Source organism: Cyanobium sp. Maggiore-St4-Cus, from assembly GCF_024345615.1.
In the GTDB taxonomy this organism is placed as follows: Bacteria; Cyanobacteriota; Cyanobacteriia; order PCC-6307; family Cyanobiaceae; genus Cyanobium_A; species Cyanobium_A usitatum.
The window spans coordinates 27,084-48,204 of record NZ_JAGQBL010000014.1; the positions used below are offsets into that span (position 1 = coordinate 27,084).

The 21,121-nt window shown below is 66.9% G+C and carries 17 protein-coding genes; 6 read left to right on the forward strand and 11 right to left on the reverse strand.

Annotated elements, in window-relative coordinates; all coding sequences use genetic code 11:
* Positions 1–16 precede the first annotated feature (16 nt).
* From psbP to KBY99_RS12465, 4 genes are read left to right on the forward strand one after another with little or no spacing between them, the layout of a single operon-like run.
* Positions 17–547, forward strand: coding sequence for a photosystem II reaction center PsbP (psbP, locus tag KBY99_RS12450; protein WP_254999377.1), 531 nt, complete (start codon positions 17–19; stop codon positions 545–547).
* Positions 544–1,629: an FAD-dependent oxidoreductase gene (locus KBY99_RS12455; RefSeq protein ID WP_254999378.1), complete on the forward strand. Its 1,086-nt coding sequence runs from the start codon at positions 544–546 to the stop codon at positions 1,627–1,629. Before psbP ends, KBY99_RS12455 begins: the two co-directional genes overlap by 4 nt.
* 18 nt (positions 1,630–1,647) lie before the next feature.
* The gene (locus tag KBY99_RS12460; RefSeq protein ID WP_254999379.1) at positions 1,648–2,961 is read left to right on the forward strand and encodes an NHLP bacteriocin system secretion protein; all 1,314 of its coding nucleotides are present in this window, start codon (positions 1,648–1,650) and stop codon (positions 2,959–2,961) included.
* Complete coding sequence (locus tag KBY99_RS12465) at positions 2,958–3,164, forward strand: hypothetical protein (protein ID WP_254999447.1); 207 nt, start codon at positions 2,958–2,960, stop codon at positions 3,162–3,164. Before KBY99_RS12460 ends, KBY99_RS12465 begins: the two co-directional genes overlap by 4 nt.
* Before the next feature lie 31 nt (positions 3,165–3,195).
* Here the strand turns inward: KBY99_RS12465 and KBY99_RS12470 are convergent, their stop codons facing one another.
* From KBY99_RS12470 to KBY99_RS12480, 3 genes are all read right to left on the reverse strand, one after another.
* A complete protein-coding gene (locus KBY99_RS12470; protein WP_254999380.1) occupies positions 3,196–4,974 on the reverse strand; it encodes a TolC family protein in 1,779 nt (592 codons plus the stop codon).
* Between the two features lie 106 nt (positions 4,975–5,080).
* Positions 5,081–6,133 carry an FUSC family protein gene (locus KBY99_RS12475; RefSeq protein ID WP_254999382.1) on the reverse strand — a complete coding sequence of 351 codons (1,053 nt, stop codon included), beginning with the start codon at positions 6,131–6,133 and terminating at the stop codon, positions 5,081–5,083.
* The gene (locus KBY99_RS12480) at positions 6,130–7,107 is read right to left on the reverse strand and encodes an aromatic acid exporter family protein (protein ID WP_254999383.1); all 978 of its coding nucleotides are present in this window, start codon (positions 7,105–7,107) and stop codon (positions 6,130–6,132) included. The genes KBY99_RS12475 and KBY99_RS12480 overlap by 4 nt, the downstream gene beginning before the upstream one ends.
* Positions 7,108–7,189: 82 nt before the next feature.
* Here KBY99_RS12480 and KBY99_RS12485 point away from each other — a divergent pair, with 82 nt between their 5' ends.
* On the forward strand, positions 7,190–7,660 hold the full coding sequence (locus tag KBY99_RS12485; RefSeq protein WP_254999384.1) for an MgtC/SapB family protein: 471 nt from the start codon (positions 7,190–7,192) through the stop codon (positions 7,658–7,660).
* Here KBY99_RS12485 and KBY99_RS12490 read toward each other — a convergent pair.
* The gene (locus KBY99_RS12490) at positions 7,642–8,565 is read right to left on the reverse strand and encodes an LCP family protein (RefSeq protein WP_254999385.1); all 924 of its coding nucleotides are present in this window, start codon (positions 8,563–8,565) and stop codon (positions 7,642–7,644) included. The two genes, KBY99_RS12485 and KBY99_RS12490, sit on opposite strands and share 19 nt — an antisense overlap.
* A 257-nt stretch (positions 8,566–8,822) precedes the next feature.
* The gene (locus tag KBY99_RS14840; protein WP_261352661.1) at positions 8,823–9,242 is read right to left on the reverse strand and encodes an RNA recognition motif domain-containing protein; all 420 of its coding nucleotides are present in this window, start codon (positions 9,240–9,242) and stop codon (positions 8,823–8,825) included.
* Between the two features lie 250 nt (positions 9,243–9,492).
* On the opposite strand from KBY99_RS14840, the gene KBY99_RS12500 reads away from it, so the two are divergent.
* Positions 9,493–9,696, forward strand: coding sequence for a hypothetical protein (locus KBY99_RS12500; RefSeq protein WP_254941943.1), 204 nt, complete (start codon positions 9,493–9,495; stop codon positions 9,694–9,696).
* Between the two features lie 32 nt (positions 9,697–9,728).
* On the opposite strand, the gene KBY99_RS12505 is transcribed toward KBY99_RS12500, so the two are convergent.
* The 6 genes from KBY99_RS12505 to KBY99_RS12530 form a co-directional block, all read right to left on the reverse strand.
* Positions 9,729–9,965, reverse strand: coding sequence for a hypothetical protein (locus KBY99_RS12505; protein WP_254999386.1), 237 nt, complete (start codon positions 9,963–9,965; stop codon positions 9,729–9,731).
* An 82-nt stretch (positions 9,966–10,047) separates the two neighbouring features.
* Positions 10,048–11,913 carry a DEAD/DEAH box helicase gene (locus KBY99_RS12510; RefSeq protein ID WP_254999387.1) on the reverse strand — a complete coding sequence of 622 codons (1,866 nt, stop codon included), beginning with the start codon at positions 11,911–11,913 and terminating at the stop codon, positions 10,048–10,050.
* 219 nt (positions 11,914–12,132) lie between these two features.
* Positions 12,133–12,498 (reverse strand): phosphomannose isomerase type II C-terminal cupin domain, encoded by a 366-nt coding sequence (locus tag KBY99_RS12515; protein ID WP_254999388.1) that lies wholly within the window; start codon positions 12,496–12,498, stop codon positions 12,133–12,135.
* The gene (locus tag KBY99_RS12520) at positions 12,495–14,072 is read right to left on the reverse strand and encodes an ATP-dependent RecD-like DNA helicase (protein ID WP_254999390.1); all 1,578 of its coding nucleotides are present in this window, start codon (positions 14,070–14,072) and stop codon (positions 12,495–12,497) included. The genes KBY99_RS12515 and KBY99_RS12520 overlap by 4 nt, the downstream gene beginning before the upstream one ends.
* Entirely contained in the window at positions 14,008–17,865 is a 3,858-nt protein-coding gene (locus tag KBY99_RS12525) for a UvrD-helicase domain-containing protein (protein WP_254999391.1), read from the reverse strand. Before KBY99_RS12525 ends, KBY99_RS12520 begins: the two co-directional genes overlap by 65 nt.
* On the reverse strand, positions 17,862–21,119 hold the full coding sequence (locus tag KBY99_RS12530) for an exodeoxyribonuclease V subunit gamma (RefSeq protein WP_254999392.1): 3,258 nt from the start codon (positions 21,117–21,119) through the stop codon (positions 17,862–17,864). The genes KBY99_RS12525 and KBY99_RS12530 overlap by 4 nt, the downstream gene beginning before the upstream one ends.
* Positions 21,120–21,121: the final 2 nt, after the last annotated feature.

The following is a 21,121-nucleotide window of genomic DNA, read 5'->3' on the forward strand; positions in this document are numbered from 1 at the left end:
TGGCCTACGCGCCTTTATGTCGCGTCTGGTTGCCTTGGTGCTGGCGGGGCTGCTGGTTGCTTGCAGTGCTGCGGCAGCCGGCCTCAATGGTTTCCAGAGCCCCGATGGCCGCTATGCGTTCCTCTATCCCACCGGTTGGACGCGGGTGCAGGTGAGTGGCGGCCCCCAGGTGGTGTTCCACGACCTGATCAACAGCGATGAAACCCTCAGCCTGGTGATCTCGGAGGTGAACCCCACCAACGACTTGGAAAAGCTCGGCAGCGCCGTGGCGGTCGGCGAGCAGCTGCGCCGTACGGTGATTGCCCCTGATGGCAGTGGCCGCCAGGCTGAGCTGGTGGAAGCGTCTGAGCGGCAGGAAGGTCCCCGCACCTTCTACGACCTGGAATACGCCGTGCACCTCGAAGACCGGGACCGCCACGAGTTGGCCACCGTGGTGCTTGATCGCGGCCGGCTATACACGTTTGCGGCCAGCACCAACGAGATTCGTTGGGCCAAGGTCAAGGACATGTTCCATCAGGTCGTCACCTCCTTCACCCTGCTGGTGTGACGGTTTCGGCCCCCGCCGATGTGGTGATCGTTGGCGCTGGAGTGGCTGGTGGTTTGCTGGCCTTGGCGTTGCAGGAGCTGGGGGCGTCGGTGACGGTCGTTGATGCCCCCGCCAGCAATGGGCTTTGCTCCGCTACCGAGCTCAGCTATGGCGCTCTGCCGGGATGGCCCCTGGCTCCAACCCCCTTAGCTCGCTTGGCGGCCGGAGCCTCTAAGCGTTGGCGGTTTCTGCAAGAACGCCATGGTGATTTGGGCTGGCGGCCCTGCCGCTTGCGTTTGCACGGGGCTGCCGCCGGTTGGCGTCCCCTTAGTGCCTGGTGGCCGCTGCCCTTCTCCCAGGTGGATTCCGCAGTGTTGGCAGCGCGCCTGCCGCTGGCGCTGGCGGCGGCGGGGGTGACGTGCAAAAGGGGCCGGGTGGAGCGCTTGGAGCCGCAGGCTGGGGCAGGCTGGGAATTGACCCTCAGTGATGGCTCCAGCCTGCTGGCTGCCCAGCTGGTGCTGGCGGCAGGCGCTCATTGCCGCCAGCTCTGGCCGGCCCTGCCCCAGCGCTTGCGCAGCAGCTGGGCGGCGGCGCTGCAGCTGGCCTCCTTCCCGGCGCCGCTGGGCCGGGCGGCGGCCTGGCTGCCGCTCAGCTTTGGGCGGGTCGCCCTGGAGCGGCGCGCCGCTGGCCTGAGCGAGCCGGAGTGGCTGGTGGATGGCGGGTTGGTGCCCCGGGGAGAAGGGGCCCTGCTGGGCCAGCACACCCTGGTGCGACCAGGCCTGGAGCTGGGCCCAGCGCCGCCGCCTTTGGAGGTGGAAGGGCAACTGCGCCAAGAGCTGGCGGTGCAAGCCTGGGGGGAGCCGCTGGCGGCGCTGCCTGGTTGCCTGCGCCAGGCGGCCGTGGCCTTTTGTAGTGAGGGCTTGCCTTTGGTGGGTCAGCTGGCAGGGGCGCCTGGGTTGTGGCTGTTTACGGGCTTTAGTGCGGGCTTTAGCCAGGTGCCGGTGTTGGCGCCCCTGCTGGCCCAGGTCCTGGTGTCAGGGGGAGCGCAGGCGGAAGCGGCAACGCGGCGCCTGCAGCAGCTGGGCCTGACAGGTGCCTTTTAATCCTGCAAGCTGGGCGCTATGACTCAGGCCAGCCCCCCCGCAGCAGCGCCCAAGCCCCGCGGGCAAGGGCTGAGCGATCACAACCAGGTGGGCGTGAGCCTGGCGGGGGTGGGCGGTGTGCTGGTGCTGTGGGCCCTGTTCTGGCCAGTGCCCACCGAGGTGGAAGGCATGGGCGTGTTGATCTACCCCGACAACGCCGGCATCCTCAACGCCCGTGCCGGCGGCCAGGTGCGGGAGTTGTTCGTCAAGGAGGGGCAGCCGGTGGCGCGCGGCCAGGTGCTGATGCAGCTGTATTTGCCCGTGCTGGAGCGCCAGCTCGACCAGCAGCGCGGCAACCTGCGTCAGTTGGAGCGCCATAACGCCCAGCTCGACGAGCGCGATGCCCTGCGTCTGCTCACCGAGAAGCGGGCCCTGGATACGTCTCTGGCCAAGTTTTCCGACGATCGCCGTCGCTACGGCGAATTGCAGTCGACCTACTCCAGCAAACTGCGCAACCTTGATTGGCTGGCCCAGCGCGAGGTGGTGGCTCCGCTGTCTTCTGAGGTGGTGTCGGCGGAGCAGGGGCTCACCAGCACCAGCGTGAATCTCGATGACGTGAAGATCAACGAGAAGAACGTGGTGACCAACTACCAGCAGGTGAAGCTCAGCATCGAAACCCAGGCCCTGCAGCGCCGTTATCAGATCGACGATCTCAAGCGCCAGATCCAGGTGACCGAGGCCAAGATCAGCTTCGACGGCAAGGTGCATGCCGACCGGGACGGCACGGTGCTGGATCTGCAGGTGATCGCCGGCCAGACCGTGGGCACCGGCCAGCGGCTTGGGACGATCGGTCGGCCTGAGCAACCCAGCGCCAAAGACCGCCCGCTGCGGGTGGTGTCCTACTTCGCGCCTGCCGATGCCCGCCGCCTGCCGCTGGGGCTGCCCGTGGAGGTGGTGCCGCAGTGGAACCAGCGCGGCCGCTTTGGCGGCATCGTGGGCAAGGTGACGCAGGTGCTCACCCTGCCCGCCACCGAGGACGACATCGCCACGACCACCGGCAACGCCCAGCTGGCCCAGGAACTCACCAAGAACGGCCCGGTGATGCGTAGCGAAATTGAGCTGGAACGGGATCCCTCCAGCATCGATGACTATCGCTGGACCCTCTCGGGGGGGAGCGGCGTCTTCCCAATCCGCGAGGGCCTCACGGTGTCGACCCATGCCTACGTGGAGTGGCGCTCGCCGATCAGCTACGTGATCCCCGGCCTGCGTTCGCTCACCGGTGGCTACCGCACTCCCTGGATCGATCAACGCTGGAACCTGCCTTTCTTGCGCCAGCCCAACACTGTTTCGTGACTCGCCCCGTGGACGCCAAGCCCCGTTTCCAGATCCGCAACCCCCTGCTGCGGCAGGAGTTCCCCTGGCTGGTCAGCGAGGTGGTGCTGCTGCTGATCCTGTTCAACGCCAACCCGCCGGAGCTGTGGTTCTGGCTGGTGGTGCTGCTGGTGGTGCTGCTTTATCGCGTCGAGCGCTGGTGGTCGTCGCGGCCAAGCGCCTGAGTCCACCAGGGCCATTATTATTTCTTCTTGCTCAGGGTTGGCTGCTGATCTGCAGCTGCGGCTGGATCGGCGCGTTGGGATCCCGGGGCATCGGCAGCAGCTCCTTCAGCAACTTCGCGTAGGTGATGTTCACGTTGACCGTGGCGTTGATCCGCCGCACCAGGCTGTTGATCAGGCGGTCTTGGGTATTGGAGAGATTGAGCTCGCTGTCGAGGCCGGTTAAGTAGCGCAGCCGCACATCACGGAAGGCCTCCAGGGCGGCCGCCACGCCTCGGCGAGCTGAACTCAGCTTGGCCAGGCTGGCTTCGTGGTTGAAGAAGGCCTGCTCGATCCGCAGGCGGATGTCGTTGCGACTGGCGGCGTACTGCTGGGCGGTGGCCGCGGCCTGTTTGGTCAGGGCACGGGCCTGGCCTGCGGTGGTGCCGGCATCAAACAGCAGCCAGGTGAAGGTCAAACCCACCGACCAGTCCCAACCGTTGGTGGTGCTCAGGGGCAGGGCGGTGGAGCCGCAGCAGCCCCCTCCACCTAGCTCGAAGTCGCCCAGGCTGGTTTGGGAGCCGCTGCCGCCGGCGTTGGCAAACAGCGACAACCGTGGCAGCAGGCCCGCAGCGGTGGCCTGGCTCTGCTGGACCAGAGTCGTTCGAGTGGCCAGGATCGCCTCCAGCTCCGGATTGCCCCGGTAGGCCGCCAGCAGGCTGGCCTCCAGATCGAGGGGCCAGCGGGGCTGCACCACGATCTGGTCGCTGGGGCTGGGAGTCACGCTGGCGGGCAGGTTGAGCAGCACCGCCAGTTGGCGGCGCGCCACCGCCCGGTCGGCTAGGGCCTGGATCAGGGTCTCTTCATCGGCGGCCTGGATGGCCCGGCGCCGCAGCACATCGAGCCTGGGCACCAGACCCGCCTGCTTGAGGTCGAGCGTGTCCTGCAGGACTACCAAGTCGTTGCGCAGGTTGGCGTCGTAGACGCGCACCAGCTGCTCCTCTTGCTGCAGGGAGTAGTAGGCCTCACTCACCTGCAGTTGCAGGGAGCGGAGCTGGTTGGCGTAGGTGTTGCGCTGCCGTTCAAGGACTGCGCGTGCCGCCCGAACCGTGGGCGTGCGCGCAAAGTCGAGCAGGGCGTAGTTGAGCTGCAGGCCTCCCTCAACGCCCCATTCCCCGGAGGTGGCCGCCACGGAACCGCCGTTGGGCACATAGAAGGGGCCGGCGGTGGGGTTTCCAGTTGAGTCGAGCAGCCCTGTGGGTGAGAACTGGGGGCCAAAGCCCAGGTTGTCGTTCGGCTTTTTCGCGGTGGTGGTGCTGCGGCTGCCCTCGTAGCCACCGTTGGCAAAGGCGCTGATGGTGGGCCAGTAGGTCCCCATGGCGGCCTGGACGCTGGCCAAGGCGGCGGCCACTTGCTCGCGTTGGGCCTGCAGGGTTGCGCTGTTGGCGAAGGCGATGGCCAGGGCTTGCTCCAGGCTGAGGCTGGCGACGCTGCCGGCCTGGAGCTGTTGGGGGTTGGGCAGATCCAGCGGCGGACCGGCCACCGTGTCGGCGGGTTGGATCGGACCGGCGGCGGGTTGGTTAGCCCGGATCAGGTTGGCGGGCAGCTCCGGGGTGCTGAGCACGTCGCCCACCGGGGGCTCGGGCTCGGTGGGGAGCAGCTGGTCGAGTGCCCGCAGCTCCGCATCCAGGCGCTGCCAGCTGCGCTCAATCAGCGCGGTGGACTGGGGTGGGGACTTGCGGGCTGGGAGCGACGCTGCCAGGCCAGCCGGGGCCCCATGGGCCGGAAGGATGCCGAGCAGCACCAGGGTCAGGGCGCGGTTGCGGATTGCCACGGTGGTTCCGTTTAGCCCCCTCAAGTAGGTCAGTCTGCTGAATGGAACGTCCTCTTGCCTAGGTGGGGTGTGCACTTTCCCGCACAGCAGCTCGGGGCACGGCAGCTCAGGGCACCGCAGCCCAAGCGGCCTCGAAGCCTCGGGTCGCTTCGACCAGTTGGTGGCATGTGATCGCCCGGCGTCCACCGCTGCTGCCCAGCAAAATCGCTGTGGCAAGCGGATCCTGGAAGGCTGACGTTTCAGCCTGCTCCAGCCGCTCCAGGTCCGGACCGGCGGCGGCATTGGCCCCCAGAGGTGGGGCGCTGGGCCAGTGCTGGGCCCAGCCATCGAGCTGGTCAGCTAGGTCTTGGAGGAGAGAGTGTTCCGCTTCCATCAGGGCTTTCAGGCCGGGACTGGTCAACGGCACCACCGGCAGGCGCAGCATGGTTCGGTAATGGCTGATCACGGCGCTGAGCCATTGCTCCTGTAGGTCCCAGAGGCGCTGCATCCTTTCTCCCATGCGGTCAGGTCCCAGCTCCTGGCTGGCCTCCTGGCGCTGGTTCTGGAGTTGGATGGTGGCATTAACCAGCTGGTTGCGCCGCTGCAGACGGGCGCTGGCCGTCAGTTCCCGCTCCTCCAGCAACAGGCTGGCTCGTTCTCGCAGCAGGGTGGCGATCTCGCCGAACAGTCGCTGGGAGTGTTCCTGGTGCTGCTCCAGGGCCCTGCTGGGCCAGATCTGGCTCACCGCCAGCCACGCGGCCAACACCCCGATCAGGGTCACCACCAGGCGGGTGGGAATCCAGCTGGCCAGATTGGTGTGGTGAACTGTCCAGCCCATGGATACGACTAGCCCGGCCACTTTGTAACCGGAACGCAGGCCGAGGGATCCTCCGAAGATCCGTGTCAGGGCAAGGGCTACCGCCACCCCAAGGGGCAGGGGCAGGGCTTGGCCCATGGTGTTGAACCCGATCGCCACGATCACTCCCCCAAGAAGGGTGCCCAGCACCCGTTGTGTGCCAAGCAAGCGGGTAGCGCCCACGGTGCCTCCCAGGGCCGCCCCCACAGCCAACGGGGCGTAGAACGCATCGGGGAGGCCCAGCACGATCACGAATCCAGCTGAGAGCCCGGCGGTGAGGGCTAGCCGCAGGTCGGTTCGCGTGATCAGAGGAGGAGCTTTCATGGCCGGACCCCATCTCCTCGGCTGGCCAGGGCCAGGCTCTGGGCACTGCGGGTGAGCCGTTGCAACTCATCGTCGAGGGCCAGCAACAGCAAGGGAGGCAGACCTTGCGCCTGGGCTAGGTCCTGCAGGCGTTTCCGTTCCGGCAGACCCAGCACCTCTGGTGCCGGGCTTGGGCCGAGCAGTGCTGGCAGCCGCTCCAGCCACGGTGTCGCGGACGAGGCAAGGGCCCCCGGTGGTAACAGCTGCCCAAGACGCTGCAGCTGCAGGCTGTGGTGGTTGATGCGCTCCCAGAGCAGGCTGCGCTGGCGCCAGTGCTGCCGCTGGGCTGCGCCGCTTGGGTTGCTGCGCAACTCATCGTTCACCAGCTGGTTGAGTTGCTGGCAGAGGCGACTGCCCACGATCGGCTGGCTGGCTCGCCCGTCGCCGGCTGTTGGATCTTTGAGCTGGCGGCGGATCGCCTCCAGGCGTTGGCCCAGCACGCTCCGCAGCTGCTGGTCCAGTTGGCCCATCTCCGCGAGTCTGTTGATGGGCCAGAACAGGGCATTCACCAGCAGGGTGGCCGCCACTCCCACCAGGGTGTCGGCCGTGCGGTTGAGCACATAGATCCAGTTGAGCTCGGCGTAATCGGCCACCAGAAACAGCATCGAGCACATCACGATTCCGGTGGCCAGGCCGGCCTGCCAGCGCATAAGCCGCAGCAGGGGCACCACCACCAGCAACGACACCGTCAGCCCCACCCAGCCACTTAGGAGGGTGTGCACCAGAAAACTGACGATGCCGGCGCCGATCGTGCCCAGCACCCTGCCCCGGGCCGCGGCCATGACTCGGGTGTCGGTCTCGTCCATGCACATCACCACCGCCAACAGCGGATACCAGACGAAGCGCACGTCGCGGAAGCTGATTGCCCAGGCGCCGGCTAGGGCGGCGGCCAGACCGATCTTGAGGGCGGCGCGCAGGGCGGGGTGGCTCAGCACGCGGGACAGGGATCACAGCCTTGCGGTGATTCTGGCGTTCTCGTCCAGTGCAATCGATGATGGGTTGATTGGATCCGGATCATTGCCTTTCACCCTTGATTTGCAGATCCTGCTGCGCCTAGGCCTGGCGGTGCTGTGTGGTTTGGCTGTGGGCATCAATCGAGCCCACCATGGCAATACCAGCCATCCCAACCGCCTGCGGGTGCATGTGCTCGTGGGGCTCAGTGCCTGTCTGATGGTCCTGGCGGCAGGTGACGACCCCCAGGCCCGCAGCCGGGTGATTCAGGGGGTCGCCACCGGAATTGGCTTCCTGGGGGCGGGCGAGATCCTGGTGCCCCCTGCTGCTGACAAGAGGGGCCTGCCTGAGGTGCGCGGACTGACCAGTGCGGCTTCGATCTGGTTTACGGCTGCCCTCGGGGTGACCGTGGCGGCCTCCACCCCCTTGCTTGCAGGGGTGGCCCTGGTTCTGGCCCTGATCACCCTGTCTCAGCGGAGCAACGGCGAGTCGCGACCAGACATTGATCCTGCAGCAGATCAGAAGAGGAAGCGATAGCGGCCATCGCCGCTGCCTTCAGCTTCGTTGGAGCCATCCAGGACCGGCTGGGGCCACTCCGCCTCCCAATAGCTGATGTCATCGCGATAGAAGGGCCGTCCGCCCAGTCGCTTGGTTTCAAGCTGGGTCGTGCCCATGGCGGTGATAAGGCCACCCAGCTCCATGGGGCCCAGATCGGTTTTCAGATCCTTACCGGCTGCAGCCAGCAGGATTGGCAGGCGCACCAGATGCTCTGGCCTGGTGAGCTTGCGAAACAGGGCCTGTAGGGCTATTTGCTGGCGCTCCAGTCGGCCGATGTCGCCCATCTCATCGTGGCGAAAGCGCAGGAAGCCTTCTAGGTCTTGGCCTTTGAGATTTTGCAGGCCGGGTTGCAAGTCGATGTACAGGCCCTGACTGTTGTCGGTGTAGGCCATGCGTTTCGGCACGTCCACCTCGATGCCGCCGAGGGCGTCGGCCATGCGCCGGATCGCAGACAAGTTCACCACTAGGTGGTGCGTGATCGGTCGACCCAACTTGCGGGCCAATTCCCGTTTGAGCAGATCGGTGCCCCCGAGGCTGTAGAGGGCGTTGATTTTGTGGGGTCCGTAGCCTTCTGCCTCGATGTAGGTGTCCCGAGGTACCTGGGTGATCCGGGTGATGCCCCCATCCACCCGCAGGCTGGCGATCACATCGGTGTTGCCACCACCCACATCGGTGCCGAGCAGCAGGATGTCTTGGGTGGTGATGCCGCTCCAGGCCGCGAACGGATTGGTGATGGCGTTATTTGCTCCTGAGGCGGTGTCGCTGAGCAGTTCGGAGAGGGGCCCCGCCAGCAACAGGCCTCCGCCAAGGCCGACCCCGATCGCCAAGAGCACGGCACCGCCTTTGCTCCGCTTGCGGGGCCGCTTGGCCGGAGGGGTTCTCATCCCCTGAAAGCTATTGCACCAAGCGAACCTTTCACAAATGGGGGCTTGCCGCTGCCCAGAGTGGCCAGGCTAGAACGAGTTTATGAAGCTGTTGACGCAGGCCTGCAGGAAACACCGTGGATAACAGCAGAGCCTTCAACCGCTTTCAGCGCTAGAGGCTCTGCAAAAAATAACCCTGCCGTGGAGCTTCCGCGGCAGGGTTGGTGTCGCTCAGTGCGGAGCTAGAGGGCTTGCAGTACGGGCTGATGGGCTTGGCTTTACCAGCGGTTGCCGCCACCACCGCCGCCACCGCCACCGTCATAGCCGCCACCGCCATAACCGCCACCACCACCATCGCCGCCATATCCACCGCCACCACGATTGCCACCGCCACCGCCGTAGCCCCCACGGCCGCCGCCACCACGACCACCACCACCACCACCACCGCCACCACCTTCACGGGGAGTGGCTTTGTTGACACGAATCATGCGCCCCATCCATTCGACGTCCTGAAGGTCGTCAATAGCCTTTTGTTCGGCCGCATCGTCGGCTAATTCGACAAAAGCGAAACCGCGTTTGCGACCGGTTTCTCGGTCTAGGGGCAGGCTGCACTGGCGCACCTCTCCGTATTGGCCGAAGAGATCAAGCAAGTCCTCGCGTTCAGCTTGGAACGAAAGATTGCCAACGTAGATAGTCATTAATGGAGCAAATCCTGGAACTGATTCGGTCGAAGCTGCGGTTCTTAGTGGTCCTAGTGGGAACTAGGGTGCCAAAAGAGGGGCCGTACCCTTTGAATCACGGCAAATGATACCGGGTGGCCTGGCCCCCAACTAGCACTGGCGGGGCGTTTCATGGAGAACCGTAAAGAGGTTCTGAAGAGACTCTGAGGTTCAACCGGTGATCCCGGATGTCGTCCCAATGTCAGCAAACTCTGATCAACGCGGACCCATGATCACAGCACCTGTGCCTTGGAGCCTCGCCTGGCGTGAGGATGGCGAACTTGCCACCCAGGATCGTTTTGACCTGCTGCAGAGCCTGGTTGCTTGCGAAAGTGCAGAGGTTCAATCGACGTTGATCGCAGCCGTGGAGCGGTTGTCGATTACTGATTTGACCAGCCTGAGTGTGGGAGGCGTGACCAGTCTTTGCGCCTGAAGCGCTTTGGCCTGGCGGATCATCGCCCGGAGCTAGGTGCTGGGCTTGCTCACGGAGCGCTGGTCCAGGGTCCGCCCGCAGGCGTCATGGGCTTCCTCCACGTCGCTGCCCTTTGCAACTCGCGCACCAACGCAGGCGCAGGTGCGGTCGAGTTGGGCAGCGGGTGCAACTTTGCCCTCCCTTTGCAGGTCCGCCTGGTAAGCCGACAGGCAGAAGGCTTTCACTACCTCGGCAACGCTGATAGAGCGGCTGGCGGGAACCAGGGACACCAGCCCCAGGCAAAGCAGTCCTATTAGGACCGGGCGCGGGGGGCTGGGGTTCATGGAGCAAAAGGGCGGAAGCCCGAGGAGTTCACCCCTGGAACCTGGAAAGCTGCAGGGGTTTGTTCATCACCCGAAGTTGGCGCAGACCCTGGAAGACATCCTCGGGCATGCCCTTGGGTAGGTCCACGGTGCTGTGGGTGTCGAAAATCTGGATACGGCCGATGGCTCGCCCGTTCAGACCGGCCTCATTGGCAATGGCTCCCACGATGTTGCCGGGCTTGATGCGGTCGCGCCAGCCCAGTTCCACCCGGAAGCGCTCCATGTTGTCCTCTGGCGGACCCACGGGGCGTTCACCCCTGGGAGCTCCCCTGCCTACATCACGGCCAATCTCCCGACCCATTTCCCGGCCCCTTCCCCGGTCCCGGCCGAAGTCGCGACCGCCATCCCTGCCTCCATCCCTACCGCCATCGCGGCCAGGACCGTTCTGACGCACTTGTTGGAAGTTCTCTTCGCCCTGCAAAAGCAGGGGTTTGCCCACCAGGCTCAGCTCTAGGGCCGCCAGGGCTAGCTGCTCAGGACTGGAGCCCTGCTCCTGGCCTACCCGTTGCAGGATTTCGCTGAGTAGCGCCCGTTCCTGCTCGCTGCTGGCTGGGGTTTGTAAGCAGTTGGTGAGCTTGGTGCGCATCCGGTCGAGCCGGTTTTGATTGATGGTGGCGTTGCTTGGCACCTCCATCTCTTCGATCGGCTTGCCCACGGCCCGCTCCATGCCGCCTAGGAAACGGCGCTCCCTCGGGGTCAGGAACAGGATGGCGTCGCCGCTGCGGCCAGCTCGACCGGTGCGGCCAATGCGGTGGACATAGGCCTCCGAATCGAAGGGGATGTCGTAGTTGATCACCAGGCTGATTCGATCTACATCGAGCCCGCGGGCAGCCACATCGGTGGCCACCAGTACGTCCACCTGGCCGCTCTTAAGCCGCTCGATGGTGCGCTCTCGCTGGGCTTGGGGCACGTCGCCGTTGAGCACGGCAACGTCGTAACCGTGCTGTTCAAGCGATTCGGCCACGGTGAGCGTGATCGCCTTGGTACGGGCAAAAATGATCACACCCTCACTGGTCTCTGCCTCCAGTACCCGCTCCAGGGCGGCTTGCTTGTGGGGCGCATGCACCATCAAGAAACGCTGACGAATGCGGGTGGCATCGGCGGCCTTTTGCTTGATGGTGATCTCAGCTGGAGCGTTGAGATATTTCTGCGATATGCGCCGGATTTCCGCCGGCATGGTGGCAGAGAACAGCACAACTTGACGCTGCTCAGGTAGTTGTTCTAGCACCCATTCGACGTCGTCGATGAAGCCCATGCGCAGCATTTCATCGGCTTCGTCCAGCACCAGGGCGCGAAGACTGGAGAGATCGAGGGTGCCTTGACGCATGTGGTCCATCACCCGGCCGGGGGTGCCCACCACGATCTGTACGCCGCGCTTGAGCTGATGGATCTGGTCGCGGAAATCAGCGCCGCCGTAGATCGCCAGGGTGCGTACACCGGGAAGGTGGCTGGCATAGCTGTTAAAGGCATCTGCTACCTGCAGCGCTAACTCCCTGGTAGGAGCGAGCACCAGCACCTGGGGCTTGCGCTGCTCGGGATCGAGGGCCGCCAGCATTGGCAGGGCGAAGGCAGCGGTTTTGCCGGTGCCTGTCTGGGCCTGTCCCACCAGGTCGCGGCCGAGCATCAGCTCGGGAATGGCGGCCTTCTGAATTGGCGAGGGCTCCTGATAGCCGATGGCTTCAAGGGCCTTCAGCAGTTCTGGGGCAAAGCCGAAGCGGGCAAAGCCCGAGGCAGTGGTTGCTTCTGTCTTGATCTCAGCTGCGTTGCTTTCGGATGTGTTGTTTTCAGTTGTTTGGGCGGGCGCGTCAATGTCGACGGAGCAAGCAAAGCTGCCGCCGTTGGCGTGTTCGGTCACGGGATGCAAATGGCCTGGTTGATCAGGGCTTGGTGAAGTCCTTGAACGCAGGCCGGCAGAAACCCAATTGAGCCAAGAAATACTGAACGGATGGGCCGTTGCGGGGCAACTGAAGCTGCACTGCTTTACCCGATGTTCAGTTGTTCAGACCCGCAATTAACAAAACTGCCCTGCCCTTGAAAAAGGCTGAAATCAAATTTTATCACCTCTCGGTCCGCTTCACTCCCTGCCGAAGTCATCCGCCAGGCGCTCGATGTCGGCTTCGCTCAGCCAGTCACCACGCTGCACCTCCACGATCTCCAGATCCGCCAGACCTCCTTGGGCCCGGTGAATTGCCCCCTGGGGGATGAAGACGCTGGTCCCTGCCGTTGCGGTGATGGCCTCCTCCCCTACCTGCAGTTCACCGTCGCCGGCCACCACCACCCAGTGCTCACAGCGGTGTTGGTGGCGCTGCAGGCTCAGCCGCTGGCCGCGGCGGATCAGTAGGCGTTTGACCAGGTATTGATCTCCGCTGGCCAGCTGTTCAAACCAGCCCCAGGGGCGTTGCACCCGGCCGGCGGGACTTTGGGGCTCAGGGATGTTCACGATTTCAGGCTGACAGCCGCCGCCGCGCCGCGCAACGGGGTGATCAGGCAGGCCCGTCGTCTGGCCCTGGTCAGGGCTGTGTAGAGCAGGCGATGTTGGGGTCTGCCGGTGTCGGGCATCAGCACCCATACCTCTTGGGCCTCACTGCCCTGGGCCTTGTGCACTGTGAGGGCCAGGGCTGGCTCGGCTTCGGGTAGCTGGGCCGGGTGAATCCAGAGCGGCTCGCTACCGCCCTGGTTTGCAAACAGCAGGCGGCGTTCCCTCCCCCGCTTGGCTTCCCTTTCCACCACCAGCCCCACGTCGCCATTGGCGAGCCCCAGTTCGCTGAGGTTGTGGCGGCACAGCACGGGCGTGCCCACTGGCCAAAACTGGGGCGAGCGGGCGGCAGCCTCCCCCAGCAGCGCTTGGTGGATAGCTTCCACCCCCCAGCGGCCCCGGCGCACTGGTGTCAGCACTAGGTAGTTATCCAGGCCCGCCAGCAGGCTCGCGGTGAAAGTGGGATCGTCCAGATCGCCCGCCAGGCAGCTCTCCTGTAGCTGGTGTTGGTGCTGCCGCAGTCGCTGCAGCAGCTCTGCGGGCAGCTGGCGTGGGTTGGCCGGCAGCCAGCGCAGGTTGTCGTCAGAGTTCAGCGGTGTGAGCAGGGCCTCGAGGGGCTGCTCAGCCCCCCGTAGGGCCGCTGCTACCGCAGCGATGGCGCCGTTGTTGCGGTAGGTGGTGCGCAGCTCTATGGCGGCTCCGCCCAGGGCCTGGCGGCGTTCGGGTGCCTGCAGCTCCAGCAGCACTGGTCCGGGGCCTACCGGTGGCAGCTGGGCCGCGTCCCCGACCAGCACCAGCCGGCAGCTGGGGGGCAGGGCCTCCAGCAGGGCCTGCATCAGGGGAAGATCCACCATCGACACCTCATCCACCACCAGCAGGTCGAGGGCAAGGGGGTGCTGGCGGTTGCGGCCGAAGCGCTCGCCGCGGCTCTCCAGCAGCCGGTGCAGGGTGCTGCAGGGAAGTTGCAGGCTGCTGCTGGCTAGGGCTGCTCGCAGCCGACTCGCCGCCTTGCCCGTGGGGGCTGCTAGCTGAATGCGGCTGCCTGGTTGCTGGGTTAGCACCGCCGCCAACATGCGAGCCACGGTGCTGGTTTTGCCGGTGCCCGGACCGCCCTCAAGCAGCACCAGGCCGTATTGCAGCACCGCCGTGACGGCCCGCTGCTGGTCCGGATCCAGCCCGTCGCTGCAGCTTGCGTCGGGACTCGCATCTGGGAGCTGAAACTGGGCTCGCTCGATCAGTGCCTCCAGCACCTGCTCGCGCTGGCGCTGCCAGCGGCGCCACAGCAGCCGGTCGCCCTCCAGCACCAGGGGACCATCCGGCTCGGCGCCCAGGGGTGAAGCCTCCAGGGCGCGGCGATGGTCGGCGCTGGGCAGGTTGATTTCCAGGCGACCCTCCGCCAGGGCGGCAGCCAGCTCAGTGATCAGTTCCGCCACCAGTGGATCTGGGCTGCTGCCATGCAGCCGCGGCAGGGCTTCAGCCAGTGCTGAGGCCAAGGTCTGGAGCCAGCGAGGTTGCTCTAGGGGGGTGGGGCTGCTCATGGTGTTCCCCCAGGGCCTGGTCAAGTTGGAGCAGGCGGGCCAAGGGCGGCTGCTCCACAAACATGCCGGGCACCGCGCTGGCCGTGGTGGGGCCTGGCACTCCGCGCAGGAAAACGTAGACGTAGCCGCCCAGGTGCTGCTCGGGTCGGTAGCCGGGCAGGCGCCAGCGCAGATAGCGGTGCAGGGCTACCAGGTACAGGTGGGCCTGCAGGGGGTAGTGGTTGGCGGCCATCAGCTCTGCCATGGCTGCTGCTCCGTAGTGGCGTGGACCGCAGTGCAGCGGCTGCCCCTGGTCGTCGCGCTCGCCCAGCCAGTTGCTCTTCCAGTCGGCCACCCACCAGCGCTCGCCCTGTCGAAATACCAGGTCGATCGAGCCGGTGAGAAAGCCCCGGCTTTCCACTTTCAGCTGGGCAAGCTGCTCGGCGTAGGTGCTGCCAAACCACCCTTCGGGATGGTCGGCAAAGGGGCGTGCCAGGTCTGGGGTGCGCACCAGGCCGAGGGGCAGATCGAAGTTCATCTCATTGAGGCGGGCACCGCGCTCAAGTTGGGCCAAGCTGAAGTCGCTGCAGGGGCCGCCCAGGGGCGTGTGCCGCAGCTGCTCAAGCCCAACTAGCACCGCTTCGCCTTGCTGCGCAGCGATACCGGCCCGCTGCAGCTCGCGGCCCACCAGCTCGGCCTGGGCTGCCAAGGGTTGGCAGTAGTCGAGCTGCTCAAGGATGCGGTGCAGGCAGTCGCCGGCCTGGGCGCCCCGGGGGAAGGGGGCCAGAGGGCTGTCCTGGGAATCGGCGCCCAAGGCGTTGGCCGCCGTCGCTGCCTCGAGTTCGGTTACCAGGGCATCGGTTTCACGGCCCTCCTCCACGGCTGCGGGGGCGGCGCTGTGGCTGCCCTGGGTCCAGCTGGTGTAGCTGCTGCGGCCCCAGCTGCTGTCGAAGCCATGGCTGGGTACGGGGCCTCGCTGCAGGGATAGGCCAGCAGCTGCCGGGCCTGGTTTTAGCTGGCTGCGCTGGCCGCTGGCGGGGGGCTGCACCAGGGTGAGGGGCAGCTGGCGGCGGGCGATTGCTTGCTCCAGCCGCTGGCGCCACTCCGCATCACTGCGGCCGCTGTAGGGGTCGTGGTCGCTTGCGGGGGGCTGCTCCTGGTCGAACAGCCAGGGGTGCAGCGGATTGCCCTGCTGGCCCAAGGCCGGGCCCCAGGCCAGCACCAGCAGCAGCTTGGCCCGGGTGGCAGCGACATAGGCAAGTCGCTCCCGCTCCTGCAGCTCGGCCCCAAGCTGCTGCTGGCTGGCGCCCTGGCCCGGGCCCCAGTTGTTGTTCAGGTGCAGGTCGAGCACGGCTTCGGGCTGCCCGCCTTCAGGTCCGCCCGGGTGCCAGCGCACGCCGATGGACTGGCCGCTGCGGCTCTCAGCGCCGGCCTGCCAAAGGTAGGGACAGATCACCACTGGATATTCCAGGCCCTTGCTGCGGTGCACCGTCAGCACCGATACGGCCTCATCCACCACGTCGCTGTGGGGCTGGTGGGCGTCGGGGATGTCCCGGTCGGGATCGAGACGCAGACGCCGCAGCCAGTCGGCTGCGGCTGCGGGACCCAGTTGGTCGGCATGGAGCCGCACGGCCACCAATTCACCGCACTGCTGCAAATCCGCCAGCAGCCTGCCGCCGAGGGATAGCTGGGCCAGCCCCTTTTGCTCCAGCAGGCTCGCCAGCACCCCAAGCAGGCCGCGGCGGGGAAGTTCAACGGCCAGCTGGGCTAGGCGCGCAGCCAGGTTGCCCCAGGCTTCGGGGCTGGCGGAGGCGATTTGCTCCGCGCTCCAGCCCAGCAGAGGTGAGGCGGCCAGTAGCCGCAGACGCTGGGTCCGGCCTGGTTCGGCCAGGGCATCGAGCAGCCGTTGCAATGCGGAGGCGCCGGCGCTTTCAAACACATCCCCCTGGCTCACCAGCTTGCTGGCTATGCCGCAGCGATCGAGGGCGGCGCGCTGAGCTTCAGCCTGACGGTGCGTGCCCACCAGCACGCATAGGTCGTTGGGTCCTAGGGGTTGGCGCTGCTCGCCCCGCTGTTGCATCAGCCCCTGGTTGAGCAATTCGGCGCTGAAGCAGGCGATCTGGTCGGGAAGTTGCCGCTCCAGGGCGCTGCGGCTGGGTGGTTTCTCACCAGCCAGGCGGCTGCCGCCGAGCCAGAGCAGCTGCAGGGGGCTCTGGCCGGCGGGTAGGAGCAGTTTGGTGTCGGTCGCCTGGGGCCGCACCGCCGGTACGGCCAGGTCGCTTCGGCGCAGCCCCGGCCCCATCAGGCCGTTGAGGCCGGCGACCAGGGCCTCGCTGGAGCGGTAGTTGTCGCGGAGGCTGCTGATGCCGCCGAAGCTGGCGGCGGCCTGACGGGCCCGCAGATAAGTACGCAGGTCGCCGCCGCGGAAGCGATAGATCGCCTGCTTGGGATCACCCACCATCACCAGTCGGTGCCGCTCAGGTTGGAAGGCCCGCGACAGGATGCGCCACTGGATCGGATCGGTGTCCTGGAATTCATCGATCAGGGCAACGGCATAGCGGGCTCCCACCGCCTCTAGTAGGGGGGTACTGGCTTGCTCGCCTGGATCAAGACCCTCCAGCAGTTGGGCGAAACCCAGCCTTCCGCTCTGGCGCCGCCGCCGGCCCAGTTCGGCCCGGCCCCAGTGGCAGGCGTGCAGCACTAGGGCTTCGGCCGGTCCATCCAAAACCTGGGCGATCGCCTCCTGCAGGGGGCGTTCGGGCAGGGAGGGGCCGGGGCCTTCCCCATCACCAGGTTCGAGGCTGCGGGCAACCTTGAGAAAGGCGCCGGGGTGGAAGTAATCGCGCAGCAGGCCCTGGCCGCCGCCCTGGCTGCCTGCCGTGGCGCCGTAGTCGCCGCCAATGGGCTGGGCAGCGATCCAGCCCCGCACCAGAGCGCAGCGGTCCTTGGTGGGTTTGGGAACGTAGGGGCTGGTGGTTTTGAAGCCCTGGCCGCGCCATTGGCTGGCGGCGGCGCAAAAGCCGGCCTCCAGGGCTTGGCCGTGGCTTGCCCAGAGCTGCTGGAAGTTGTGCCACGCCTCGCTCCACAGGGCCTCGAGCTGGGGTGCCAAGGGGGCGTCGGCCCGCAGCGTTGCCGGCAGGGAATCCAGGCCTAGGGCTGGATCGCCATCGAGCTGGCGCAGCAGGCCCTCGAGGGTTTCGGGGCCGCGAACCTGTTGCTGCAGCCCGGCCAGCAGGTGGCTTGGCAGGGGCAGCACCTGCTGTTGCCAGTAGTCGTGTGCCACCTGGCGCACCAGGGTGCCCTTGTCGGTTTCGAGCTGCAGCTCCGGTGGCAGGCCCGCTTCCAGGGCGTGGCGCTGCAGGGTGCGGCGGCAGAAACCGTGGATGGTGGTGATGTCGGCGGCGTCTAGTTCCTCTAGGGCCAGCAGCAGCCGGGCCCGCAACTTTTCGGCCCGCGGTCGTTGCTGCTCCAGCCAGGCGGCCAGGGTGGGATCGGGCGGCTCCAGATCTGGATTTTCCAGCCCGGCCAGGGCCCGCTGCAGGCGCTGGCCGATGCGATCGCGCAGTTCGGCGGCGGCGGCCTCGGTGAAAGTCACCACCAGCAGCTGGCGCAGCCCTAGCTCGGCCTCGGCCACATAGCGCAACACCAACTGGGCCAGGGCGAAGGTTTTGCCGGTGCCGGCGCTGGCCTCCAGCAGCCGCAGCCCGGGATCCAGGGGAAAGGCATTGGCCTCAAATGGTTGTGGCAGTGGCAGTGGGAGTGGCAGGGCTTGTTCAGATGCCAAAGCCTGCTCGCTGCCGGCAGACAGGTTCATATCAACCGCTCCCGCAGGGGACCAAGCAGCTCCTCAGCCCGGGCGGCTAGCTCACCGCTGGCCAGCAGGGCGGCGCCGCTGAGTTCAGATCCGAAGCAGAGGGCCTGCTCCGGATCAAGCCGCTCGCCGCGTCTCTGAAAACCGCCCTCCCAGGTTTCGATGGCCCGTGCTTCACCCTTATCGAGCAGGGCCCAGCCGGTTTCCGGTGGCACCGGCCAGCAGCCCTGGCGCCATTGCTGGCGCAACTCCAGCAGCCGCAGTAGTTCGGCCCGGGCGCTATCCACCTGCGGCGCCTGCAGCCGCAACTGCACGCCGAAGTCCTTGGCACCCCGGGCCACCAGCACCCCATCCAGCGGCCCTTGGTCGGCGGCGGCGGCCAGCAGCAGCGCCAGCCACAGCTCCATTCGGTGGCGGTTGCGCGGCCGGGCGGTGTGCAGCACCAGCACCGAGCTCCCCCGCCACTGCAGCTCCTGCTGGCAGTTTTGCCAGAGGGCCAGCTGGCGACGCTCGGGGCCCAGGGCCTCGAGGCTGGCGTGCAGGCTGCGCCAGCGCTGGCTGAGCCCGCCGGCCTCCAGTTCGCCTGCCGCATGGGGAGGCAGCACGCCCTGGCCGCGGTGGCGAGCCAGCCAGCCGGCGGGCTCATCGAGGGCTGCTTCGCTGGGGCTTTCGAGGGCCTGGCGCAGCAGCAGCGCCCGCCCGCGCTCATCGAGGCTGAGGGGCTCGAGGTCGTCGAGGCTGTCGGCCCATTCCCGCGGCCTTAGCCCCAATTCAGTCAGCCAGCTGGCCTGGGGGGCAAGCAGCCAGTCGCGCAGATCCCCATAGGTATCGCTGGGCTGGGCCGGAGGAGCGCTAGGGGGTTCGCTGGCCGCCAGGGGCCGGGGCGGTTGCGGTGCTCCGCTCTGCTGGCGTGGTTGATCGAGCAGCTCACGGGCCTTCAGCAGACGCTCGTCGCAGCTGCCGGGCGGCCGCTCGCCGCTGGCTTGGAAATTGGCCCGGTCGAGGGGGTTGGCAGGGTGACTAATCACCAGTTCGCTACCGCCACAAGGCAGCTGCCCCTGCAGCCACTCGAGCCACTGGCGTACCGGTGTGGCCGGTGGCAGCTCTTCGCCGCTGCGGGGGTCGCGGCTGTTCCAGGTCACCAGCAGATGGTCGCGGGCTGAGAGCAGAGCCTCCAGCAGCACGTAGCGGTCCTGGTCGGCCGGGTTGGGATCGCCGAGGTGGCGCTGCTGCTCCAGCAGGTGGAAGCCGGGCCGCTTGCTCTGACGGGGATAGGCGTTTGCATCCAGGCCCATCAGCACGATCACTCGGTGGGGAATCGCCCGCATCGGCTCGAGGGCGCTGATGGTGAGGGCGCCGCTGCGGTGGCCAAACCGGCCCGAATCCGCAGCCAGGCGCTCATCGAGCACGGCAGCCACCACGGGTGCGGCCAGCTCCAGGTTGCAGCCGGAGGCGGCCTGCTGCCAGTCGTCAATGGCGGTTAGCACCAGGGGCAGCTCCCAGTCCTGGCCACTCCCGCCAGCCTGGTCGCCGTCGCCGAATAGGTCGCTAAGCAGGGCCCGAAGGCAGGTGTTCCAGGCCAGGCAACAGCGGGGTCGCCGCAGCTCCACCAGCCAGTGGCGCAGCCGGGTGAGTAGGTGTAGCCAGCGGCCCAACAGTTCGATGCTCTCGCCACTGGCCAGGGGGGCGGTGGCGGCCGGGGCCAGGCCGGGGTCGCAGGGCAGCACCAGGCCTAGTAGCAGCCGATCGATCACCCAGCTGAGGCTGCCGCTGCCCAGGCCGCCGCGCTCCTCTGCATCGAGGCCCCAGTGGAAGCCCCCCTGCTGCAGCAGGGGATGCAGGGCCGCCATCTCGACACCACTGAGCTGGAAATGCCCCTGCAGCGCCGGACTCTCCAGCAGGGTTTCCAGGGCGGAGGCGGTGAGCCGTTCCCCCGCCAGCCGCAGCAGCTCCAGCAAGCTGCGGCTGAGGCTGGCTTCGCTCTGCTGGCTGCGGTCGGTGAGGCGCCAATTGAGGGCCACCCCAGTGGCCTCTTGATCGCCAAATACGGCCGCCACCAAAGGCGCTAGGCCATCCACCTGAGGCGTCATCACCAGTACATCGCGGGGCTGGAGCGTGGGATCGGCGGCCAGCAGCTGCAGGATGCGGTCCCGCACGACCTGCACCTGGCGCAGGGGGCCGGGACAGCGGTGGAACTCCAGGGAGCTGTCTGCCGGTGCCCGCTGCAGCAGGGGTTGGGCAGCCGGATCCGCCAGTTGTTGCTGCAGCTGATGCAGCAGGGGCGCTGGCCCCTGGCCCCGATGGCTGCTGGCCGGGGCCACAAACAAATCCTTTTCCTGCCACTGGCCCTGGAGGCTCTCGCCGCTGCCTTCGAGCAACTGCTGAAACTCGCCGCCGAGTCGGCCGAAGCGGGCCTCCAGGCCAGGGGCCTGCAGTAGCCAGTCACCATCAAGGGGCTGCTGCAGCGCGATCGCATCGCTGAGCAGTTGGCGGCGGCTGGTGCAGCGCTGCCAAAGGTCGCGGCAGGGGGTTAGCAGGTAGAGGTCCACATTTGTGTGCACGCTCAGGGCCTGCAGCAGCTGCACCTGGATCGGCGCCAGGCTGCTGAGCCCAAATAGGCGCAGGGGATCGGGCAGGCTGCCGGCAGGCGGTGCCTTGATCTGCAGCTGGGCTATGGCCTCCAGCACCTGCAGGCCGAAGGGCTTCACCCCCAGGCGCTCCCGTAGCCGCCCCACCAGCAGCCGCTGCCACTCCTGCTCCGGCGGCAGGGGTGGGCCGTCCTCCCCACACCACCAGGCTGCCAGCAGCTCAGGGCGATACAGGGCTAGGTCGTCGAGGGCGTCGGCGATGCTGCGGCCCAGCTGCCATTGGGCCAGCTCAAGGTTGCTGCCGTGCTGCGGGTAGCGGCCTAGCCAGTGCTTAAGCGAGGCAGCTTCTGGCTGCTCCACCAGCTGGGGGAGCAGCTCCAGCACGGGCCACACCAGCTGGCTGGCACGCCAGGGATCTTGGTCAGCGCCGTTTTGGCCCAGCACTCCATTAACGATCTGGCGCAGCTGGCTGCCAGGAAATGGGTAGCGGATGTTGGCGGCGATGCCGCCGAGTCCCACGGCCAGCTGTTCACCAAGCCAGCGGCTGGTGGGCCAGGTATTCACCACCACCTGCACCGTCTCGAGCGGCCCGGGAGGCGTGAGCAGCAACTGGGCGGCCAGGAGTTCGGCTAGGTGTTCGGCCCGGTTGCCCCGGAAAACTGTGAGCACAA

Bases quoted from the DNA above. Each gene is read 5' to 3' on its own strand.
- KBY99_RS12490 (WP_254999385.1), bottom strand. From the start codon at position 8,565: ATGAGAACCCCTCCGGCCAAGCGGCCCCGCAAGCGGAGCAAAGGCGGT.
- KBY99_RS12520 (WP_254999390.1), bottom strand. From the start codon at position 14,072: ATGAGCAGCCCCACCCCCCTAGAGCAACCTCGCTGGCTCCAGACCTTG.
- psbP (WP_254999377.1), top strand. From the start codon at position 17: ATGTCGCGTCTGGTTGCCTTGGTGCTGGCGGGGCTGCTGGTTGCTTGC.
- KBY99_RS12500 (WP_254941943.1), top strand. From the start codon at position 9,493: ATGATCACAGCACCTGTGCCTTGGAGCCTCGCCTGGCGTGAGGATGGC.
- KBY99_RS12525 (WP_254999391.1), bottom strand. From the start codon at position 17,865: ATGAACCTGTCTGCCGGCAGCGAGCAGGCTTTGGCATCTGAACAAGCC.
- KBY99_RS12460 (WP_254999379.1), top strand. From the start codon at position 1,648: ATGACTCAGGCCAGCCCCCCCGCAGCAGCGCCCAAGCCCCGCGGGCAA.
- KBY99_RS12475 (WP_254999382.1), bottom strand. From the start codon at position 6,133: ATGAAAGCTCCTCCTCTGATCACGCGAACCGACCTGCGGCTAGCCCTC.
- KBY99_RS14840 (WP_261352661.1), bottom strand. From the start codon at position 9,242: ATGACTATCTACGTTGGCAATCTTTCGTTCCAAGCTGAACGCGAGGAC.